Origin of the sequence: Lentzea sp. NPDC003310, assembly GCF_040610935.1 — a bacterium.
Lineage (GTDB): Bacteria > Actinomycetota > Actinomycetes > Mycobacteriales > Pseudonocardiaceae > Lentzea.
In genome coordinates, this window is sequence record NZ_JBEXNC010000006.1 from 244,203 (window position 1) to 261,168 (window position 16,966).

Annotated in this window: 17 protein-coding genes, 2 tRNA genes and 1 pseudogene; 10 read left to right on the plus strand and 10 right to left on the minus strand. The window is 68.6% G+C overall.

Annotated elements, in window-relative coordinates:
* Positions 1-417: 417 nt before the first annotated feature.
* The 4 genes and pseudogenes from ABZX02_RS13790 (at position 418) to ABZX02_RS13805 (ending at position 1,601) form a co-directional block, all read left to right on the plus strand.
* Complete coding sequence (locus ABZX02_RS13790) at positions 418-1,023, plus strand: DUF3566 domain-containing protein (protein ID WP_355298410.1); 606 nt, start codon at positions 418-420, stop codon at positions 1,021-1,023.
* A 73-nt stretch (positions 1,024-1,096) separates the two neighbouring features.
* Positions 1,097-1,170, plus strand: a tRNA-Ile gene (locus tag ABZX02_RS13795).
* Between the two features lie 197 nt (positions 1,171-1,367).
* Positions 1,368-1,487, plus strand: a pseudogene (locus ABZX02_RS13800) (DLW-39 family protein); the annotation flags it as partial.
* Positions 1,488-1,528: 41 nt separating this feature from the next.
* Positions 1,529-1,601: transfer RNA gene (locus ABZX02_RS13805), tRNA-Ala, on the plus strand.
* Positions 1,602-2,195: 594 nt separating this feature from the next.
* On the opposite strand, the gene ABZX02_RS13810 is transcribed toward ABZX02_RS13805, so the two are convergent.
* Positions 2,196-2,588, minus strand: coding sequence for a DoxX family protein (locus tag ABZX02_RS13810; RefSeq protein WP_355298007.1), 393 nt, complete (start codon positions 2,586-2,588; stop codon positions 2,196-2,198).
* 109 nt (positions 2,589-2,697) lie between these two features.
* Between ABZX02_RS13810 and ABZX02_RS13815 the strand changes: the two genes are divergently transcribed.
* The gene (locus ABZX02_RS13815; RefSeq protein ID WP_355298009.1) at positions 2,698-3,231 is read left to right on the plus strand and encodes a DUF2020 domain-containing protein; all 534 of its coding nucleotides are present in this window, start codon (positions 2,698-2,700) and stop codon (positions 3,229-3,231) included.
* 54 nt (positions 3,232-3,285) lie between these two features.
* On the opposite strand, the gene ABZX02_RS13820 is transcribed toward ABZX02_RS13815, so the two are convergent.
* The gene (locus tag ABZX02_RS13820; protein ID WP_355298011.1) at positions 3,286-3,852 is read right to left on the minus strand and encodes a hypothetical protein; all 567 of its coding nucleotides are present in this window, start codon (positions 3,850-3,852) and stop codon (positions 3,286-3,288) included.
* 93 nt (positions 3,853-3,945) lie between these two features.
* On the opposite strand from ABZX02_RS13820, the gene ABZX02_RS13825 reads away from it, so the two are divergent.
* Both ABZX02_RS13825 and ABZX02_RS13830 read left to right on the plus strand, forming a co-directional pair.
* Positions 3,946-4,494: a peptidylprolyl isomerase gene (locus tag ABZX02_RS13825; protein WP_355298013.1), complete on the plus strand. Its 549-nt coding sequence runs from the start codon at positions 3,946-3,948 to the stop codon at positions 4,492-4,494.
* The gene (locus ABZX02_RS13830) at positions 4,491-5,408 is read left to right on the plus strand and encodes a rhomboid family intramembrane serine protease (RefSeq protein ID WP_355298015.1); all 918 of its coding nucleotides are present in this window, start codon (positions 4,491-4,493) and stop codon (positions 5,406-5,408) included. Before ABZX02_RS13825 ends, ABZX02_RS13830 begins: the two co-directional genes overlap by 4 nt.
* 7 nt (positions 5,409-5,415) lie before the next feature.
* Here the strand turns inward: ABZX02_RS13830 and ABZX02_RS13835 are convergent, their stop codons facing one another.
* Together ABZX02_RS13835 and crgA are read right to left on the minus strand one after the other, a co-directional pair.
* Positions 5,416-5,811: a PH domain-containing protein gene (locus ABZX02_RS13835; RefSeq protein WP_355298017.1), complete on the minus strand. Its 396-nt coding sequence runs from the start codon at positions 5,809-5,811 to the stop codon at positions 5,416-5,418.
* 234 nt (positions 5,812-6,045) lie between these two features.
* Positions 6,046-6,312, minus strand: a complete 267-nt coding sequence (crgA, locus tag ABZX02_RS13840; RefSeq protein ID WP_030465604.1) for a cell division protein CrgA — start codon at positions 6,310-6,312, stop codon at positions 6,046-6,048.
* Positions 6,313-6,455: 143 nt separating this feature from the next.
* Here crgA and ABZX02_RS13845 point away from each other — a divergent pair, with 143 nt between their 5' ends.
* Both ABZX02_RS13845 and ABZX02_RS13850 read left to right on the plus strand, forming a co-directional pair.
* Positions 6,456-7,685 carry a class E sortase gene (locus ABZX02_RS13845; protein ID WP_355298019.1) on the plus strand — a complete coding sequence of 410 codons (1,230 nt, stop codon included), beginning with the start codon at positions 6,456-6,458 and terminating at the stop codon, positions 7,683-7,685.
* Complete coding sequence (locus ABZX02_RS13850) at positions 7,685-7,840, plus strand: hypothetical protein (protein WP_355298020.1); 156 nt, start codon at positions 7,685-7,687, stop codon at positions 7,838-7,840. The genes ABZX02_RS13845 and ABZX02_RS13850 overlap by 1 nt, the downstream gene beginning before the upstream one ends.
* On the opposite strand, the gene ABZX02_RS13855 is transcribed toward ABZX02_RS13850, so the two are convergent.
* Positions 7,827-8,282, minus strand: coding sequence for a hypothetical protein (locus ABZX02_RS13855; RefSeq protein WP_355298022.1), 456 nt, complete (start codon positions 8,280-8,282; stop codon positions 7,827-7,829). The two genes, ABZX02_RS13850 and ABZX02_RS13855, sit on opposite strands and share 14 nt — an antisense overlap.
* A gap of 103 nt (positions 8,283-8,385) precedes the next feature.
* Positions 8,386-9,729: an FAD-dependent oxidoreductase gene (locus ABZX02_RS13860; protein ID WP_355298024.1), complete on the minus strand. Its 1,344-nt coding sequence runs from the start codon at positions 9,727-9,729 to the stop codon at positions 8,386-8,388.
* A gap of 77 nt (positions 9,730-9,806) precedes the next feature.
* On the opposite strand from ABZX02_RS13860, the gene ABZX02_RS13865 reads away from it, so the two are divergent.
* A complete protein-coding gene (locus ABZX02_RS13865; RefSeq protein WP_355298026.1) occupies positions 9,807-10,448 on the plus strand; it encodes an aminodeoxychorismate/anthranilate synthase component II in 642 nt (213 codons plus the stop codon).
* A gap of 54 nt (positions 10,449-10,502) precedes the next feature.
* Here the strand turns inward: ABZX02_RS13865 and pknB are convergent, their stop codons facing one another.
* The 4 genes from pknB to ABZX02_RS13885 are packed head-to-tail and all read right to left on the minus strand — an operon-like array spanning position 10,503 to position 16,963.
* Positions 10,503-12,500: a Stk1 family PASTA domain-containing Ser/Thr kinase gene (pknB, locus tag ABZX02_RS13870; protein ID WP_355298028.1), complete on the minus strand. Its 1,998-nt coding sequence runs from the start codon at positions 12,498-12,500 to the stop codon at positions 10,503-10,505.
* Between the two features lie 55 nt (positions 12,501-12,555).
* On the minus strand, positions 12,556-14,028 hold the full coding sequence (locus tag ABZX02_RS13875) for a serine/threonine-protein kinase (protein ID WP_355298030.1): 1,473 nt from the start codon (positions 14,026-14,028) through the stop codon (positions 12,556-12,558).
* Positions 14,028-15,500 (minus strand): penicillin-binding protein 2, encoded by a 1,473-nt coding sequence (locus ABZX02_RS13880; protein WP_355298032.1) that lies wholly within the window; start codon positions 15,498-15,500, stop codon positions 14,028-14,030. The genes ABZX02_RS13875 and ABZX02_RS13880 overlap by 1 nt, the downstream gene beginning before the upstream one ends.
* Positions 15,497-16,963 carry an FtsW/RodA/SpoVE family cell cycle protein gene (locus ABZX02_RS13885; protein WP_355298034.1) on the minus strand — a complete coding sequence of 489 codons (1,467 nt, stop codon included), beginning with the start codon at positions 16,961-16,963 and terminating at the stop codon, positions 15,497-15,499. The genes ABZX02_RS13880 and ABZX02_RS13885 overlap by 4 nt, the downstream gene beginning before the upstream one ends.
* Between the last annotated feature and the right edge of the window lie 3 nt (positions 16,964-16,966).

Consider the following 16,966-nt stretch of genomic DNA (forward strand, 5'->3'; position numbering starts at 1 on the left):
TAGCGAGAGGTCAAGGACAAGCTCGTGACTCCACCCGAGAACCGCGAAGGTCGGGACGCGGACAAGACCGCGGTGATCACCAAACCGACTCCGCAGAACTCCGCCCAGAAGCCGGCGGAGAAGAAGGCGGACTCGGCTGCGGCCTCCGGTTCCTCGGGTGGAACCGCGCAGGACAAGACCAAGCCCGTGTCGGCGGAGAAGGCGGCCGAGGCCGCCAAGCCCGTGACGCCCGAGCAGGAGAAGCCGGCCGCACCCGCGGCCGAGAAGGCCGCTGCGGCCACTCCTGCTCCCGCCGAGGACAAGACGGTCTCGCTCAGCACGCCCGCCCCGTCGACCCCGGCGCCCGCTGCCACCCCGGCACCCGCGCCCACCGCCGACGAGCCGGTCGTCGTCTCGGCACCGCCGCCCTGGCAGCGCGTGACGAACGACACCGAGGCCTCCCAGTCGGACACGGCGGAGACGTACACGGCTCCGGCCGCACCGCCCGTGCCGTCGGCCGAACCGGCGTTCCCGCAGACCGACCCGGACACCGTCAAGGTGCAGAAGCCGGTGGTCACGGGCTCGGCCGTGCCGGTCGGCCTCGGCAGCAGTCGCACGTCGGTGAACATGGGCGGCAGCGCCCGTCCCGCCGCGTCCACCCCGTCGGCCCGCCGCCCCGGCCGCGGCCCCCGCCGCGCCTCGCTCCAGGTGAAGCGCGTCGACCCGTGGTCGGTCCTCAAGCTCGCCCTGGTGCTGGGCGTCGCGCTGTTCTTCGTCTGGCTCGTGGCGGTCGGCGTGCTCTACGGCGTCCTGCACGGCATGGGCGTCTGGGACAAGATCAACAGCACCGCGAACGACCTGCTCCAGGCCAACGAGCCGGGAGAGCCGCTGATCAGCGCCGGCCGCGTGTTCGGCGTCTCGGCGATCATCGGCGCCGTCAACATCGTCCTGTTCACGGCCCTCGCGACCGTCGGTGCATTCGTCTACAACGTGTCCGCGGACCTGGCCGGCGGCCTCGAACTGACGTTGTCCGAACGAGAGTGACCCCCGATTTGGGGCAGCGAAGGACGATCCTGTAAGGTTCTCCTCGTTGCCCCAAGGGGTGACAGTTGATCGAGGGCCTATAGCTCAGGCGGTTAGAGCGCTTCACTGATAATGAAGAGGTCGGAGGTTCAAGTCCTCCTAGGCCCACTCGATTCGGGGATTCTTGTGTCGGCGGAATGCGCCGACGGTAATCCGAATCATCGTTCTTTTATCTGGGGGCCAAGCCCCCAGACCCCCCGCCGGGGGAACCCCCGGACCCCCATCACAGTTGATCGCTCAGCGGCCTTGAGGTTGCTGTAACGTGGTGGGGTCGCTTACTTTTCAGGTCTTGGGAGGGATTCGAAGTGGCTAAGAAGATCATCGCACTCGTCGTGGTCGCCGGTGCGGTCCTGTTCTTCGTGAAGCGCAGCCGTTCGGCCAAGGCCGACGCGGACCTGTGGCGCGAGGCCACCGCTCCCACCGACTGATCTTCTGCTCTGACGGGCGGCCCGCCGTCCTCAGACTCGGGGACGTAGCTCAATTGGCAGAGCACCGCCTTTGCAAGGCGGGGGTTAGGGGTTCGATTCCCCTCGTCTCCACGGAACTCGGGGCGAGCTGTGTTCGCGGAAAGCGCGAACCTGCTCGCTCCTTTGTGCTTTCTGGGGGTGCAACCCCCAGACCCCGCCCGGCGGGCTCCGCCCCCGGACCCCCGGTGCCTCGCCTTCGGCGTCGGCTGACCCTCGCCTTCGGCGTCGGGTCTGGGCCGGGGTGCCGAAGCGATAGCTTCGGGGTGTGGATGGGGTTTTCTCGCTGCCGCCTGGGTCGTGGTGGGACTGGGACGTGGTCTCGTGCGATGCCGGGGCTCTGCGGTTGGGCGCTGGGTACGACCTGACCTATCACCACGGGTTGGAAGTGGTGTTCTGGGATCCGTGGTTGATCCGGTGCCCTACTTCGTTCCAGGACCCGGTGTTTCGGGAGCCCACGGCGGACGAGGTGGCTGCGGTTGCTCGGCAGTTCGGTGCAGAGCCAGGTGTTCTCGTCGCCTTCGAAGCTGACGCCGGGGGAGTGGAAGTCGTGTCGTGCCTGATCGCCGCCGACCGGGTGGACGTGGTCGAGGGACTCGTTGTGCGGAGTGCGCACCAGCCCCGTTCGCGGCGCTGAGAACGGGGCGTCAGTGCGGCTGTGGCATCACGTCACGCTGCAGCCAGCGACTTCTTCGGGGCGTCGCGGAGCTTGTCGATGCTCCACGCGCCGGCTCCGGTGAAGACCAGCAGCAGGAACGCCCAGGAGTAGACGGCCGCGAGTTCGCCGCCGTTCTCGATGGGCAGCAGAGCGCGGGGCTGGTGCACCACGAAGTACGCGTAGGCCATGGCGCCCGAGCTGATGAGCGCGGCCCAGCGCGTCCACAGGCCGATGATGATGAGGCCGCCGCCGATCAGCTCGATGAGCGTCACGGGGCCGCCTGGCCAGGAGAACAGGTCGAAACCCTTGGACAGCTTCTGCACGCCGTGGAACACGAAGAACAGACCGATGACGATGCGGAAGAGCGCCAGTGCGTGCTCTCGTCGTTGCTCGAGGAATCCCATTGGTCGGGTCCTTCCGGGTGCGGGGACAGGGGCAAAGGCACAAAAGGTATGGACCAATTTAGAGTGTCCCGCTCAAGGCGCTTTTGGTATCTGGTTGACTGTTGCCCCTATGAAACGAGCACTGTTGCTGCCCCTGCTCGGCGTCCTCGCCGCCTGTGGCACCCCTGAGGCGCAGAACTCGCCGGTGCCGACCACCACGACCACGCAGGTCACCACCACGACCAGCGCGGCTCCGACAGTGCCGCCCGCGCCCCAGCCCGTGAACGACGGCGCCTGCCCGTACCTCGCAACCGCTTTCGTCGCCGAGGCGAACGGTCAGCGTGTACCCAAAGTGAAACTGTCAACGGACGAACCTCACCCAGCGTGCTTCTTCTACGCCACGGCCACTGAAGTTCAGCTGACCGTGCGGGTGTACGTGGGGGACGAGCGGGTCGCGAAGCTCATCGTCAACGAGGCGGCGCCGGACGGGTCGCAGCCCGCGAGCTCGCCCACCGGCTGGACCGGAGGGTACGTCAGCGGCGACAAGGGCGTCGTGTACGCCGTGTCGAAGAGCGACGCCGCAGTGGTCGTCACGAGCAACCAGAAGCAGTCGATCAAGGCCCGGCGGATCGCCGAAGAGGCGATCAAGGGACTCAAGCTCTAGAAACGCGACAACGCGCCCCCGGTTGCAACCGGGGGCGCGTTGTCGCGGAGCGAGCTACTTCGCGGGCTCCTTCTGGGTAGGCACCTGGCCGTTGAGCACGGGCTCCGCGTGCGGAACCGGCTCTTCGTCCTGCAGGTGCACCTCCTGCGGCCTGCGCGTCATCGCGACGTAGCCGGCCGCCGCGGCAGCGACCAGGAGGCCCAGCACCCACGGCCAGCGGCGGCGCTTCGGTGCGTCGGCACCGAGCTGGGCCGCGGCCTTGCGGATCTCCTTGGCGCGCACCTTCGCGTCCTTGCGAGCGTGCTTCGCCGCCTTCTTCACTTCCTTGCGCACGACCTCGGCCTTGGTCATGAGGTCGGCGCGCGTCTTGGCGCTCTTCTTGGCGAGCCGCTTGCGCTGGCGTCGCGTCTGCTTCTCCCAGTCCTCGGCCTTGCCCATGAGCGTGTCTGCACGCTCGACGAGTGCGCCGCGGACCTGGTCGGCCGTGATGCCACGCTCGGCGAGCTTGACCTCAGCGGCGTGACCAGCGCGAACGACACCCTGACGCGCGGCCTTCAGACCGGTGCCGACAGCCTTGCCAACGTTCTCGCCGGCGCGGGTCATGACGTCCACCTCGTCCATCCTCTGCTCCACACGTTGTCGTCCGGTGATGTCGTAGGGGTACCCATCGTGCCCCTTTCTGAACATCGGCGCCTGTGATGGCACGATGGGGTGGTGGCTGACAGCAACGAATCCCTCGTCGGGACCAAGGTGACGGCGACCCTGCACACCACGCAGGGCGACATCCGGATCAACCTGCTCCCCGACCACGCCCCCAAGACGGTGGCGAACTTCGTCGGGCTCGCCGAGGGCACCAAGGACTACACCGAGGCGAACGCGAGCGGCACCAAGTCGGGTCCGTTCTACGACGGCACCCTGTTCCACCGCGTCATCGCTGGCTTCATGCTCCAGACCGGCGACCCGACCGGCACCGGCCGCGGTGGCCCCGGCTACCGCTTCGCGGACGAGTTCCACTCGGAACTGCAGTTCAACAGGCCGTACATCCTCGCGATGGCGAACGCCGGGCCCAACACCAACGGCTCCCAGTTCTTCATCACCGTGGCGCCGACGACGTGGCTGAACTTCAAGCACACGATCTTCGGTGAGGTCGCCGACCAGCCGTCGCGCGACGTCGTCGACGCGATCGGCAACACCACGACCGGTGCGGCCGACCGTCCCGTCAACGACATCAAGATCGAGCGGATCACGATCGAACGCGCGTGAGCAACGCCCCCGTGCCACCGGACGGGCCGATCGGAGCGGAACCGGAAACCCCGGTCTGCGTGCGTCATCCCGATCGGCCCACCCGGCTGCGCTGCACCCGGTGCGACCGTCCGGCGTGCCCGGACTGTCTGCGCGACGCGTCCGTCGGCATGCAGTGCGTCGACTGCGTGAACGAGGGCGCTCGCACGGTCCGCCAGGCCCGCACGTCCGCGGGCGCGGTGGTCTCGAACGGCCGGCCGGTCATCACGCAGGTGATGATCGCGCTCAACGTGCTCGCGTACGTGGTCACGGTCGTCCAGTCCGGCAGCCCGATGAACAACCAGCGGTCCGGCCTGTTCGTCGCGACGTCGATGATTCCGGAGCTCACCGCCAACGGTGAGTGGTGGCGTGTTCTCACGTCGGGCTTCATGCACTTCGGGCTCCTCCACCTCGTGCTCAACATGGCCGCCCTGTACTTCGTGGGGCCCGTGGTCGAGCAGGAACTGGGCAAGCTGCGGTACAGCGCCGTGTACTTCCTGTCGCTGCTCGGCGGCAGTGCGGCGGCGTTCTACTTCGGCACCGTCTGCCAGCAGCTCGCCGGAGCGTCCGGCGCGGTGTTCGGCCTGATGGGCGCGCTGCTGATCGTGTTCAAGCGGCAGAAGCGGGACATCTCGACGATCGTCGTGGTCGTCGGCATCAACCTGGTGTCGAACCTCTTCACCAACGCCTCGCTGCTCGGGCACCTCGGCGGTTTCGTGATCGGCGGGCTGTTGACGCTCGCGCTGGTCAAGGCTCCGCAGAAGAACCGCAACGCCTACCAGGCCGGTGCGATCGCGGCGGCCGCGTTGTTGCTCGGAGTCATGTTCGTGCTGCGGGCTTCGCAACTCGACACGGCGGCCGAAGTCGTGCTCGAGTACGCGCGGACGTGCCGTTAGAACTGATTCACGGCCGCAGTGCGTGAAGCACTCCGGCCACTTCTTCGGGATCGGCGCCGAGGTCCACTCTCGTGAGCACCACGAGACGGTCGTCGGCGTCGAGTTCGAGTGTCTGCTGTTCCCTGCCGAGCCTGCGGGTGGTCTGCAGCTTGACCTTCACCTCGTGCCACGGCAGCAGCGTCGTGCCGGTGAACCCGCGCACGGCCAGGCCGTCGGCGTCGGCGGTGAGGCGGGGGCGCGCGATCGTGTAGAACGCCGCCAGGCAGCTGACCAGCAACGTCGCCAGTCCGACGAGGAGCCTGCCCGCGTTGTCGTCGGCGACGATCGTCGCCACGGCGAGAGCGGCCGCGGCCACCCACCCGACAGCGATCAGCGGGACCGGGGTCGACCAGGTTCGAGTCACACTGTCGAGTGTCCCGCATGAAATGTGGACAACCGAACCGGTCCGCCATGAGGGAAAACCGTCGCTTGTGCATTTTGGTGCAAAGTTGTCCACAGGACTTGTCCCCAATGGGGATGACTTACAGCCGTGTGCTTCGGTGACGCTCAGATGAACCAGGTGAACTGGACGAAAACAAAGGCGGCCCGGACGTGTGACGTCCGGGCCGACCTGTACGAACGGTGACGTGCCGCGCGCTCAGCGCCAGCGCATCGTCATCAGCAGACCGATGATCATCAGCGCGAAGCCGATGGCGAAGTTCCACGCGCCCAGCTCGAGCATGAACGGGATCTTCTCGGCCGCGATGTAGTTGACGACCAGCCACGCGAGGCCGAGCAGCATGAAGCCGAGCATGACAACGACGTAGACCGGGTGAGACGGCCCCGCTGCCTTGACCTTGACCGGCGTGCGGCGGTCAGTGGGTGCGGTGTAGACCGCCTTCTTCCGGACCTTGGACTTGGGCATGCTGTCCTCGCCTGACGTGGATCCCTCAGTGACGTGAGTTTACGTGCACTACTCAGTAGACACGTTAACGTAGCGGCGGTGGTCAGCGAACCACCTTGCAGACGCAGTTGTTTTCAGTTCACAGTCCGTGCGGAGGTTCTCTGGTGAACTCGGGACCCCAGCAGCCGCCTCCACGGCGACCTGTACCTCGTCGTGACGACCTGCAGCACGTGCGGGCAACACCTCCTCAGCGCCCCCTGCCTCCGCCGGAGGCGACCCAGTTCACCAGCGCTTTCTCCGGCAGCCTGCCCCCGAACGCCCAGCAGCAGCGTCCGCAGTTCCAGGCCCCGCCGCCCGGCACGCCCGCGCGCGGCATGCCCCAGCCGGGCCGTCCCGGTCCGCCTCCCGGAACGCCGCCGGGCGGAATGCCCCGTCGGCCGATGTCGCCCCGTCCCCGCCCGGTCGACCCGCCCACCGAGGTGATCCCGCGCGTCGAGGACGACTACGACGACGATTACTACGACGAGGACGACGACTACTACGACGACGAGCCGGAGGCCAAGGACGCCCCGCCGCCGGACAGCCTCGCGCGCAAGACCGTGCGCGGCGTCGGCGAGGCCCTCATCACGATGGGCCTGGTCGTGCTGCTGTTCGTCGTCTACGAGGTCTACGTGACCGACCTGCTCTCCGCGGCGAAGCAGGAGGACGCGACCGCCGCGCTCGACTCCGAGTGGAGCTCGAACGTCGTCACGCCGCCGCCCGCCGACCCGAACCGCAAGTCGCAGCTCAACCTCATCGAGGGCAAGGCCTTCGCGAAGATGTACATCCCTGTCTTCGGCAACGACTGGAAGTTCTCCGTCGTCGAGGGCACCACGGACAAGCACCTCGAGATCGGCCCCGGCCACTACAAGGACACCGCGCAGCCGGGTGAGGCGGGCAACTTCTCGATCGCCGGCCACCGCGTCGGCAAGGGCGCGCCGTTCAACGACCTCGACCTGCTCCAGTCCTGCAACTCGATCGTCGTGCAGACCCAGACCCAGTGGTTCGTCTACCGCGTCCTGCCGATGAGCAGCGAGGTGGCGGGCTGGGCCGCGAACCCGAAGTCGAAGGAAGCGGCCTGCGCGGGCGTCGCCCCGCTGGCCACGACCCTCGGCGACGCCTACGCGAAGACCGTCGGCCAGGAGATCGTCCTGCCGACCCAGGGCGAGGTCATCGCACCGGTTCCGCACCAGGTGGGCGCGACCGTGCCGGCCGACAAGCAGGCCCGGCTGCTCACGCTGACGACCTGCCACCCGCGCTTCTCGGACAAGCAGCGCCTGATCGTGCACGCCATCGAGACCAAGAGCTACCCGGTGGCCGACGGGTTCGTGCCGCCCGAGATGACGGAGGGCTGATGTACAGCTGGATCTGGCGGCACCTGCCGGGCCCGCTGTTCCTCCGGGTCATCGAGGCGGTCGTGCTGGTCGCCGGCATCGTCGCGCTGCTGATGTTCGTGGTGTTCCCGTGGGCCGAGCCGAAGCTGCCGTTCAACAACGTCACCACCCAGTGAGCCGCTCCTCGGCGAGGCGCAGGTACTCGCGGACGTAACGGCGGAACGGCTCGGGATCGGTCTCGTAGGCCGTCATCGCCGAGTAGATGCCGTCCTCCTCGTCGTTCACCTCGATGGTGATGCGCCAGGTCGCGTCCTCCCACTCGGCCCGCGGCGCGCCGGCCAGGATCCTGCGCGCGGCCTCCCGGCCGAGGAACCAGTTCGCCTCGTCGTGGGTCATCGGCGTGTGGCCGAGCTCGACGAGCACCTGCCGGACCAGTGCGGCGGCGGCGCTCGCCTCCAGCCGCGTCGGGGACTCGCCGGCGAGCTCGCACAACGCCGGTGAGTCGACGCCCGCGATCAGCAGGTCGCAGGCGGTCCAGACCGCACGTTCCGGGTCGAGCGAACCGTCGGCTCCCAGCACGTGCAGGCGCAGCAGGCGGTCGTCGAGTTCGGCGTTCACGGAACCAGTGTGCGGCCGGGCGCGACCGAAACAAGTGAAACCGCCACCGCGGCGAGCGCGATGGCGGCTTCATCGGGGAACGGCCATCAGCCGTTCAAGCCGGTCAGTCGTTGCAGATCGAGGTCATCTCCTCGCGCGGGACGACCTTCACGCGCTCGCGGCCGTGCGCCGCGCCCAACGCGATCTCGTGCGCGTCGAGGCGGTTCCAGCCCTCGTTCGTCACGAACGGCACGCCGCGCTGCTCCAGGAACTCGACCACCGCGGACGGAGCCGGGGAGGTGGCGAGGGGGAGTGCCGCCGCGTCCTCTATCAGGCTGGTGATGGTCTCGAGTGCGTCGCCCTTGGTGTGACCGATCAGGCCGATCGGGCCGCGCTTGATCCAGCCCGTCGTGTAGATGCCGGGCATGGGCACCTCGTCGAGGTCCAGCACGCGGCCGGCGAGGTGGGGGATCGTGCCCGCGACGTGGTCGAACGGGATGTCGGGCAGGTGCGTCGAGAGGTAGCCGACCGCGCGGTACACGGCCTGGACGTCCCAGTCGGTGAACTGGCCGGTGCCGCGGACGTTGCCGTCGCCGGTGAGCTCCTGGGTCTCGGTGCGCAGGCCCGTGACGTGGTCGGAGCCGAGGACCTCGACCGGTGCCTCGAGGAAGTGCAGGTGCAGGCGGCGCGGGCGGGTGCCGACGTCGCGGATCGCCCACTCCTGCAGGGTCTTCACGATCATCTCGACCTGCTTGTTGGTCCTGATCGCGTGCATCGAGGCCTCGTCGAACTCGATGCCCTCGGCGTGGACGATCACCTCGACGTTCGGCGAGTGGTCGAGTTCGCGCAGCTCGAGCGGCGTGAACTTCGCCTGTGCCGGGCCGCGGCGGCCGAAGACGTGCACGTCGGTGACCGGCGAGGCGGCGAGGCCCTCGTGGACGTTCGCGGGGATCTCGGTGACGAGGAGCTCGTCGGCGGTCTTGGCGAGGATGCGGGCCACGTCCAGGGCGACGTTGCCGACGCCCAGCACCGCGACGGACTTCGCCGTGAGCGGCCAGGTGCGCGGGACGTCGGGGTGACCGTCGTACCAGGACACGAAGTCCGCGGCGCCGTGGCTGCCGGGCAGGTCGATGCCGGGGATGTCGAGCGCGCGGTCGGTCGCGGCGCCGGTCGAGAAGATGACGGCGTCGTAGAACTGGCGCAGGTCGTCGAGCTTGATGTCGACGCCGTACTCGACGTTGCCGAAGAAGCGGACCGACGGCTTGTCGAGCACCTTCTGCAGGGCGGTCACGATGCCCTTGATGCGGGGGTGGTCGGGCGCCACGCCGTAGCGGACGAGGCCGTACGGCGCGGGCAGCTTCTCGAAGAGGTCGATCTGCGCGTCGACGTCGGACTTGGTCAGGATGTCGGCGGCGTACACGCCTGCCGGTCCGGCGCCGACGATCGCGACGCGCAAGGGGCGACTCATGACACCTATTTTAGGCAAGCCTTACCTGTGTCCAGACGAGAGCTAACTCACTCGACTCGACCGACTAGGCTCTCTCCATGCGCGTGCTCGTGGTCGACAACTACGACAGCTTCGTCTACAACCTCGTCCAGTACCTGGCCCAGCTGGGTGCGGAGTGCGTCGTCCGGCGCAACGACGAGGTGGACCTCGACGAGATCGACAGGGTCGACGGTGTCCTCGTCAGCCCCGGTCCCGGCACACCGGAGCGTGCCGGCGCCAGCATCGACGTCATCAAGAAGTGCGCCGACACCGGCAAACCGGTCTTCGGCGTCTGCCTCGGCCACCAGGCCATCGGTGTCGTCTGGGGCGGCACGGTGGACCGGGCGCCCGAACTGCTGCACGGCAAGACGAGCATCGTCTTCCACGAGGGCCAGGGCGTGCTCGCGGGTGTGCCGCAGCCGTTCATCGCGACGCGCTACCACTCGCTGACGGTGCTGCCCGAGACGATCCCCGCCGAGTTCGAGGTCACCGGCAAGACCGAGACCGGCATCGTGATGGCCATGCGCCACAAGGAACTGCCGGTCGAGGGTGTGCAGTTCCACCCCGAGTCCGTCCTGACCGACGGCGGCCACCGGATGCTCGCGAACTGGCTGAGGGTGTGCGGCTTCGAGGTCCCCGAGACCACGGTCGCGACGCTCGAGAACGGCATGCGCACGCTGGCCGCGGCCGCGCGCCTGTAGGCGAACGCAAAAGGGGCGGCTTCCAGGTGGAAGCCGCCCCTTTTCGCACGAAACCTAGCTGCCGCCGATCCCCAGTGACGCCACGGTGACGTTCACCGCGGTGCCGCGCGAGATCGCCGTGCCCTTGGCCGGCTGCTGCGTCAGCACCTTGTCGCGCTTCGACGGGTCGGCGTTCTGCTCCTTCTGCACGTTGAAGGAACCGTTCCAGCCCAGCGCCCTCAGCTTCTGCTCCGCGTCCCGCTGGTCGAGGCCGACCAGGTCGGGCATCTCGAACTGGTTTCCCTTCGAGACCTTCAGCGTGACGGTCGCACCCTTCTCGACCTTGCTGTTGGCGGCGGGGTTCTGCGAGAGGACGGTGCCCTCGGGCTTGGTGCTGTCGGTCGGCTCGATCACGACCTTGAAGCCCGAACCCTCGAGCGTCTGGCGCGCGTCGGCCTCGTCGTCGTTCACGACACCCGGCACGTTCACCCGGTCCGGCGCCTTGCCGAGCTGGATGCTGATCGTGCTGCCCTTCTTGAGCTTCAGGCCCGCCTCGGGGGTCTGCTGCGCGACCTTGTTCGCCTTCGTCGCGTCGTCGACCTCGACGGACTCGCCCTGCTGCAGCTTGAAGCCGTTGGGGTCCTTGTCGAGGATCGCCTGCGCCTCGGCGGCGGTCTTGCCCTTCAGGTCGGGCACGGTGCCCTCACCGGGCGGCGCGCCGACGGAGATGGTGACCTGGCCGCCCTTGGTGAGCGTGGTGCCCTCCGGCGGGTTCGTGCCGATCACCTTGTTGATCTGGTCCGCGTTGCACGCGGCGGCGGCGCCGGCGGGACCGGGTTCGCACGCCACGTCCTGCTGGACCGCGACGAGGCCCGCCTTCTGGATCTTCTCCTTGGCCTCCAACGGGCTCAGGCCCACGATCGACGGGACCGAGGCCTTCTCCGCCACCTCGCTGCCGGAGTCCATGACGTTCTTGGTGATCCACGCGGCAAGGCCGAGCACGGCGATGCACAGGATCACCACGAGCGTGACCATGATGGCCTTCTTGCGGCGTGCGCGACGCTCTTCTTCCTCGTCGGCGATCGGGTCGTAGTCGTCCGGCTCCGCCTTCAACGCCGCCGGGCGGTGCCTGCCGCCGGACACGACCTGCGTGCGGCCGGTCCGCGCCTGCGCCTGCTCGTTCATCACGGCGGTGCGGTCCTCGGCCGTCATCACGGCGGGCGCGGACGGACGCTGGCCCGACAGCACGCGCACCAGGTCACCGCGCATCTCCGCGGCCGACTGGTAGCGGTTCGCCGGACCCTTCGACATCGCCTTCAGCACGATCGCGTCGAGCTGCGGCGACACCTTGGGGTTGAGCTGCGACGGGGCCTTCGGGTCTTCCCGCACGTGCTGGTACGCGACCGCGACGGGCGAGTCGCCGGTGAACGGCGGCTCCCCGGTCAGCAGTTCGAACAGCACGCAGCCGGCCGCGTAGACGTCGGACCGGGCGTCGACGGACTCGCCGCGCGCCTGCTCCGGCGACAGGTACTGGGCGGTGCCGATGACCGCCGCGGTCTGCGTGACCGCGGCCTGGCCGTCGTGCAGCGCACGGGCGATGCCGAAGTCCATCACCTTCACGGCGCCGGACTTCGTGATCATCACGTTCGCCGGCTTCACGTCGCGGTGGACGATGCCGTGGCGGTGGCTGAAGTCGAGCGCGGCCGAGACGTCGGCCATGACCTCCATCGCGCGCTTGCCCGACAGCGGGCCCTGCGTCTTCACGATGTCGCGCAGTGTCCGCCCGTCGACGAACTCCATCACGATGTACGGCAGCGGGCCGTACTCGGTCTGCGTCTCACCCGTGTCGTAGACCGCGACGATCGCCGGGTGGTTCAGGGCGGCGGAGTTCTGCGCCTCACGCCGGAAGCGTTCCTGGAACTGGGAGTCACGGGCGAGGTCGGCCCGCAGCACCTTGATCGCCACGTCTCTGCCGAGGCGGACGTCCCGCCCCTTGTGGACCTCGGACATGCCGCCGTACCCGAGAGTCTCACCCAGTTCGTAGCGGTTTGAGAGCAGTCGCGGAGTGCTCATCGGTGCTTCGTCCCGCTCCTCGTCGACGGTGTTCCGAACTCGGTTCTGGTCTTGCTCATGGCGCGCACGTCACCTTCACCCGCGAGCCGACCGGCACCTCGCCTGTCGGCGCGATGGCGGTGACCCGGCACTTCTTCAAGTCGCCCGGCGCCGTGCCCTGCGCGCTCTGCACCTGGGGCTCCAGCCCGTGGTCGATCAGGTCGATGCTGACCGCGTCGCCGGAACGACCGATGTAGTCGTCCTCGTTGATCCGCAGGGGCTGGCTGCCCGGTATCCGGTCGGCGGAGTCCGGCTTCGCCTGACCGTTCGCCGGGGCGTTCGGGTTCACCGAGCTGGACGTCGTCGGCCGGCCGCCTTGCCCCGTCCCGTCATTCTCTCCGACGGTCAACTTCCACACGACGACCACGCCGACCACCAGCAGCACAGCCACCAGGACAGCGACCATAACCCAGACGACGGTCCGGTTTCTCCCCGGTGGCGTCGGCATCGGTGTGAACGTTCCGGTTTGGTGCACCGGCTGCATCCCGGTCTGGTGCGCCGGTTGCATCGCCGGGTGGGTACCCGGCCTGCCCTGGTGGTGCTGCGGCATCTGCGGAGGGATCGGCAGCGGCTGCGACACCTGGGGCGGCGGGGGCTGTGGCGGTACCTGCTGCGGGATCGGCGGCATCGCGAACCCGGACGGCGTCGGCAGCGGCTGGCCCACCCGCACGGCGCTGACGGCCGCCGCGAACTCCCCGCCGGTCCGGTAGCGCTGCCTCGGGTCCTTGACCAGGGTCGCCTCGATCAACGCGCGCGCACCCGGCGGCACGTCCGGCGGCAACGGCGGCGCGATGTCGCGGATGTGCATCATCGCGACGGTCACCGCGTTGTCCGACAGGAACGGGCGGTGCCCGGCCATGCACTCGTAGCCGCACACGGCCAACGAGTAGACGTCGCTCGCCGGTTCGGCCTCACCGCCGAGAGCCTGCTCGGGGGCGATGTAGTGCGCGGTGCCCATCACCATGCCGGACCGCGTCACGGGTGCCGCGTCCACGGCCTTCGCGATGCCGAAGTCGGTGATCTTCACCTTCCCCGACGGCGTGACCATGATGTTGCCGGGCTTCACGTCGCGGTGCACGAGTCCGCGTTCGTGGGCCGCCTGCAACGCGTTCCCGGTCTGCTCCAGCAGGTCGAGCGTCACCTCGGCGGTCAGCCGGCCGCGCGAGATGATCGTCGCGAGCGGTTCGCCCTCGACGAGCTCCATCACCAGGTACGCCGTGTCCTCCGGCCCGTCCGCGATCGACGCGGTCTCGCCGTAGTCGTGCACCGACGCGATGCCGGGGTGGTTGAGCGACGCGGTCATCCGCGCCTCGACCCGGAAGCGGTGCAGGAACTCGGGGTCTCCGGAGAGCTCCGCCTTGAGCACCTTCACGGCGACGCGGCGGTCGAGCCGGTCGTCCGCCGCCTCCCAGACCTCGCCCATGCCACCGACCGCTATCCGCCTGGTGAGGCGGTAACGGTCGGCGAGGAGCTGGCCCTTGGTCAGCATCACTTGCCTGCCAGGTACGCGTTCATCACGGCGCGGCCGACCGGCGCGGCGACCTTGCCACCGGTGGCGCCCAGACCGCGGTCGCCGCCGTCCTCCACGATGACCGCGATCGCGATCTCCGGCTTCTGCGCCGGCGCGAAGGCGATGTACCAGGCGTGCGGGTTGTTCTCGAGCGGCTTGGCGCCGTGCTCCGCCGTACCGGTCTTCGACGCCACCTGCACGTTCTGCAGACGACCCTCACCGCCGGTGTTGATCTCCGACTGGATCATCATGTCGCGCAGCGCGTTGGCGTTGGCCGTGGTCATCGCGGTGTCGACCTGGTCGGGCTTGGTGTCCTCGATCGACTTCAGGTCCGGGCCGAGGATCTTCGACACCAGGTACGGCTGCATGCGCTTGCCGTTGTTCGCGATCGTCGCCGCCACCACGGCGTTCTCCAGCGGCGTGATCTGCACGTTCCGCTGGCCGATGCCGGTCTGGTAGAGCGCGGCGTCGTCCGGGATGTCGCCGAGCGTCGAGGTCTCGACCGACAGCGGCACCTGGAGGTCCGGGTCGTTGAAACCGAACTTCTCGGCCTGCCGGCGCAGCTTGTTCGCGCCGAGCTGGCCCGCCATCTCGCCGAACGCCGTGTTGCACGACTTCGCGAGCGCCGTCTCCATCGACACCGTCTCGCCGGGACCGCACGGGGTGTTGTTGAAGTTGGGCAGCGGCGTCTGGCTGCCGGGCAGCGTGATCGACGCCTTGGCGGTGTACTGCGTGTCCTTGGTCTTGCCGTCGGCGAGCGCGGCCGCGGCCACCACGGTCTTGAGCGTCGAACCGGCCGGGTACAGGGCCTGCGTCGCGCGGTTGACCAGCGGGTTGCCCGCGCCGTCCGCGTTGAGCTTCTTCCACGCCGACGCCTGCGCGCCCGCGTCGTGGCTCGCGAGCTCGTTCGGGTCGTAGGACGGGGTGCTCGCCATCGCGAGGATCTCGCCGGTGTCCGGCTTGATCGCGACGACCGAGCCGGTGAAGCCCCTGGCCGTCAGCTGGTCGTACGCGGTCTGCTGCACCTTGGCGTTCAGGGTGAGCTGCACGTTGCCGCCGACCGGGTCGCGACCGGTGATCAACGCCGAGATGCGGCGCGCCAGCAGCCTGTCGTCCGAGCCGTTCAGCAGGTCGTTCTCGGCGCGCTCCATGCCGGAGGTGCCGTAGGTGACCGAGAGGTAGCCGGTGACGGGCGCGTAGACCGGGCCGTTGTTGTAGGTGCGCAGGAACCGCAGGCGGTCGGTCGTCTCCTTGACGTCCGCGATCACCGTGCCGTCGGCGACGGTGATGAGACCGCGCTTGCGGGCGTACTCGTCGAGCAGCACGCGGCGGTTGTAGGGGTTCTTGCGCCACTCGTCGGCGTTGATGACCTGCACCCACGTGGCGTTGCCCAGCAGGAGCAGGATCATGACCATCATGGCCATGCCGACGCGGCGGAGCGGTGTGTTCATTTGGGACGCTCCACCATCACAGTGTGCTGGTCTGCGATAGCCGGTTGTTGCGGTTTCGGCTTCGCGACCCGCTGCGGGGCCCTCGCCGCCGCAGAAATTCGCAGTAGCAACGCGACCAGGACGTAGTTCGCGAGAAGCGACGAACCACCGTAGGACAGGAACGGCGCGGTGATACCCGTCATCGGGATCAGCTTGGTGACACCGCCGACGACGATGAACACCTGGAAGCAGACCGCGAACGCGAGACCGCCGCCCAGGAGCTTGCCGAAGCTGTCGCGCACCGAGATCGCACTGCGCAGGCCGCGCAACGCGAAGACCATGTAGATCAGCAGCAGCGCGGCGAAGCCGACGAACCCGAGCTCCTCGCCGATCACGGCGGTGATGAAGTCGGTGTTCGCCTCGGGGATCATCTCCGGACGACCCGCGCCGAGACCGGCGCCGCCGATGCCGCCGGTCGCGAGACCGAACAGCGACTGCGAGATCTGGTAACCGCCGCCGAGCACCTCGTAGCGGGCGATCGGGTCCTGCCAGTTCGCGACGCGCTGCTGCACGTGGTTGAAGAGCTTCCACGCCACGACGGCGCCGCCCGCGAACATGCCGAGACCGAGCACGACCCAGGCCGCGCGTTCGGTGGCGATGTAGAGCAGCACGAGCACGATGCCGAAGAACAGCAGCGAGGAGCCGAGGTCCTTCTGCAGCACCATGACCGCGACCGTGACGCCCCAGGCCGCGAACAGCGGGCCGAGGTCGCGGGCGCGCGGCAGGTCCATGCCGAGGAACCGGCGGCCCGCCACGGTGAAGAGGTCCCGCTTCGACACCAGGAACGCGGCGAAGAAGACCATCAGGAGGATCTTGGCGAACTCACCCGGCTGGATCGACAACGGGCCGAGGCGCAGCCAGATCTTCGCGCCGTTGATCTCGGGCGCGATGAAGCCCGGCAGCACACCGGGGAGCATCAGCGCGACGAGACCGACGAGGCCGAACGTGTAGCCGAACCGCGCGAGCATGCGGTGGTCCGGGAGGAACTTGAGCGTCGCCGCGAACAGCGACAACCCGATGGCGGTCCAGATGACCTGCTTGAACGCCACCGGGTCCCACGTCGAGCCGTCCAGGAAGACGGTGCCCTCCATGGCGAGGTCGATCCGGTGGATGGTCACCAGGCCGAGCCCGTTGAGCAGCGCGACGCACGGCAGGATCGCCGGGTCGGCGTACGGGGCCCACCGGCGCACGGCGAGGTGGGCGCACGCGAAAAGACCCAGGTACGCGAGGCCGAGGTAGAGGATCCTCAGGCTCAGCGAGCGTTCCTGGTTCAGTTCGACGAGGATCAGTGCCAGCGTCACGAGACCGGCGGCGAACGACAGCATCACCAGTTCGGTGCCGCGTCGCGTCGGCGCCTTCAGCCCTGGCGACGTGTTCGTCGCCAGCGACGGTGAGCCTTCCCCGGTGGGGGCGGGCGAGCCCATCAA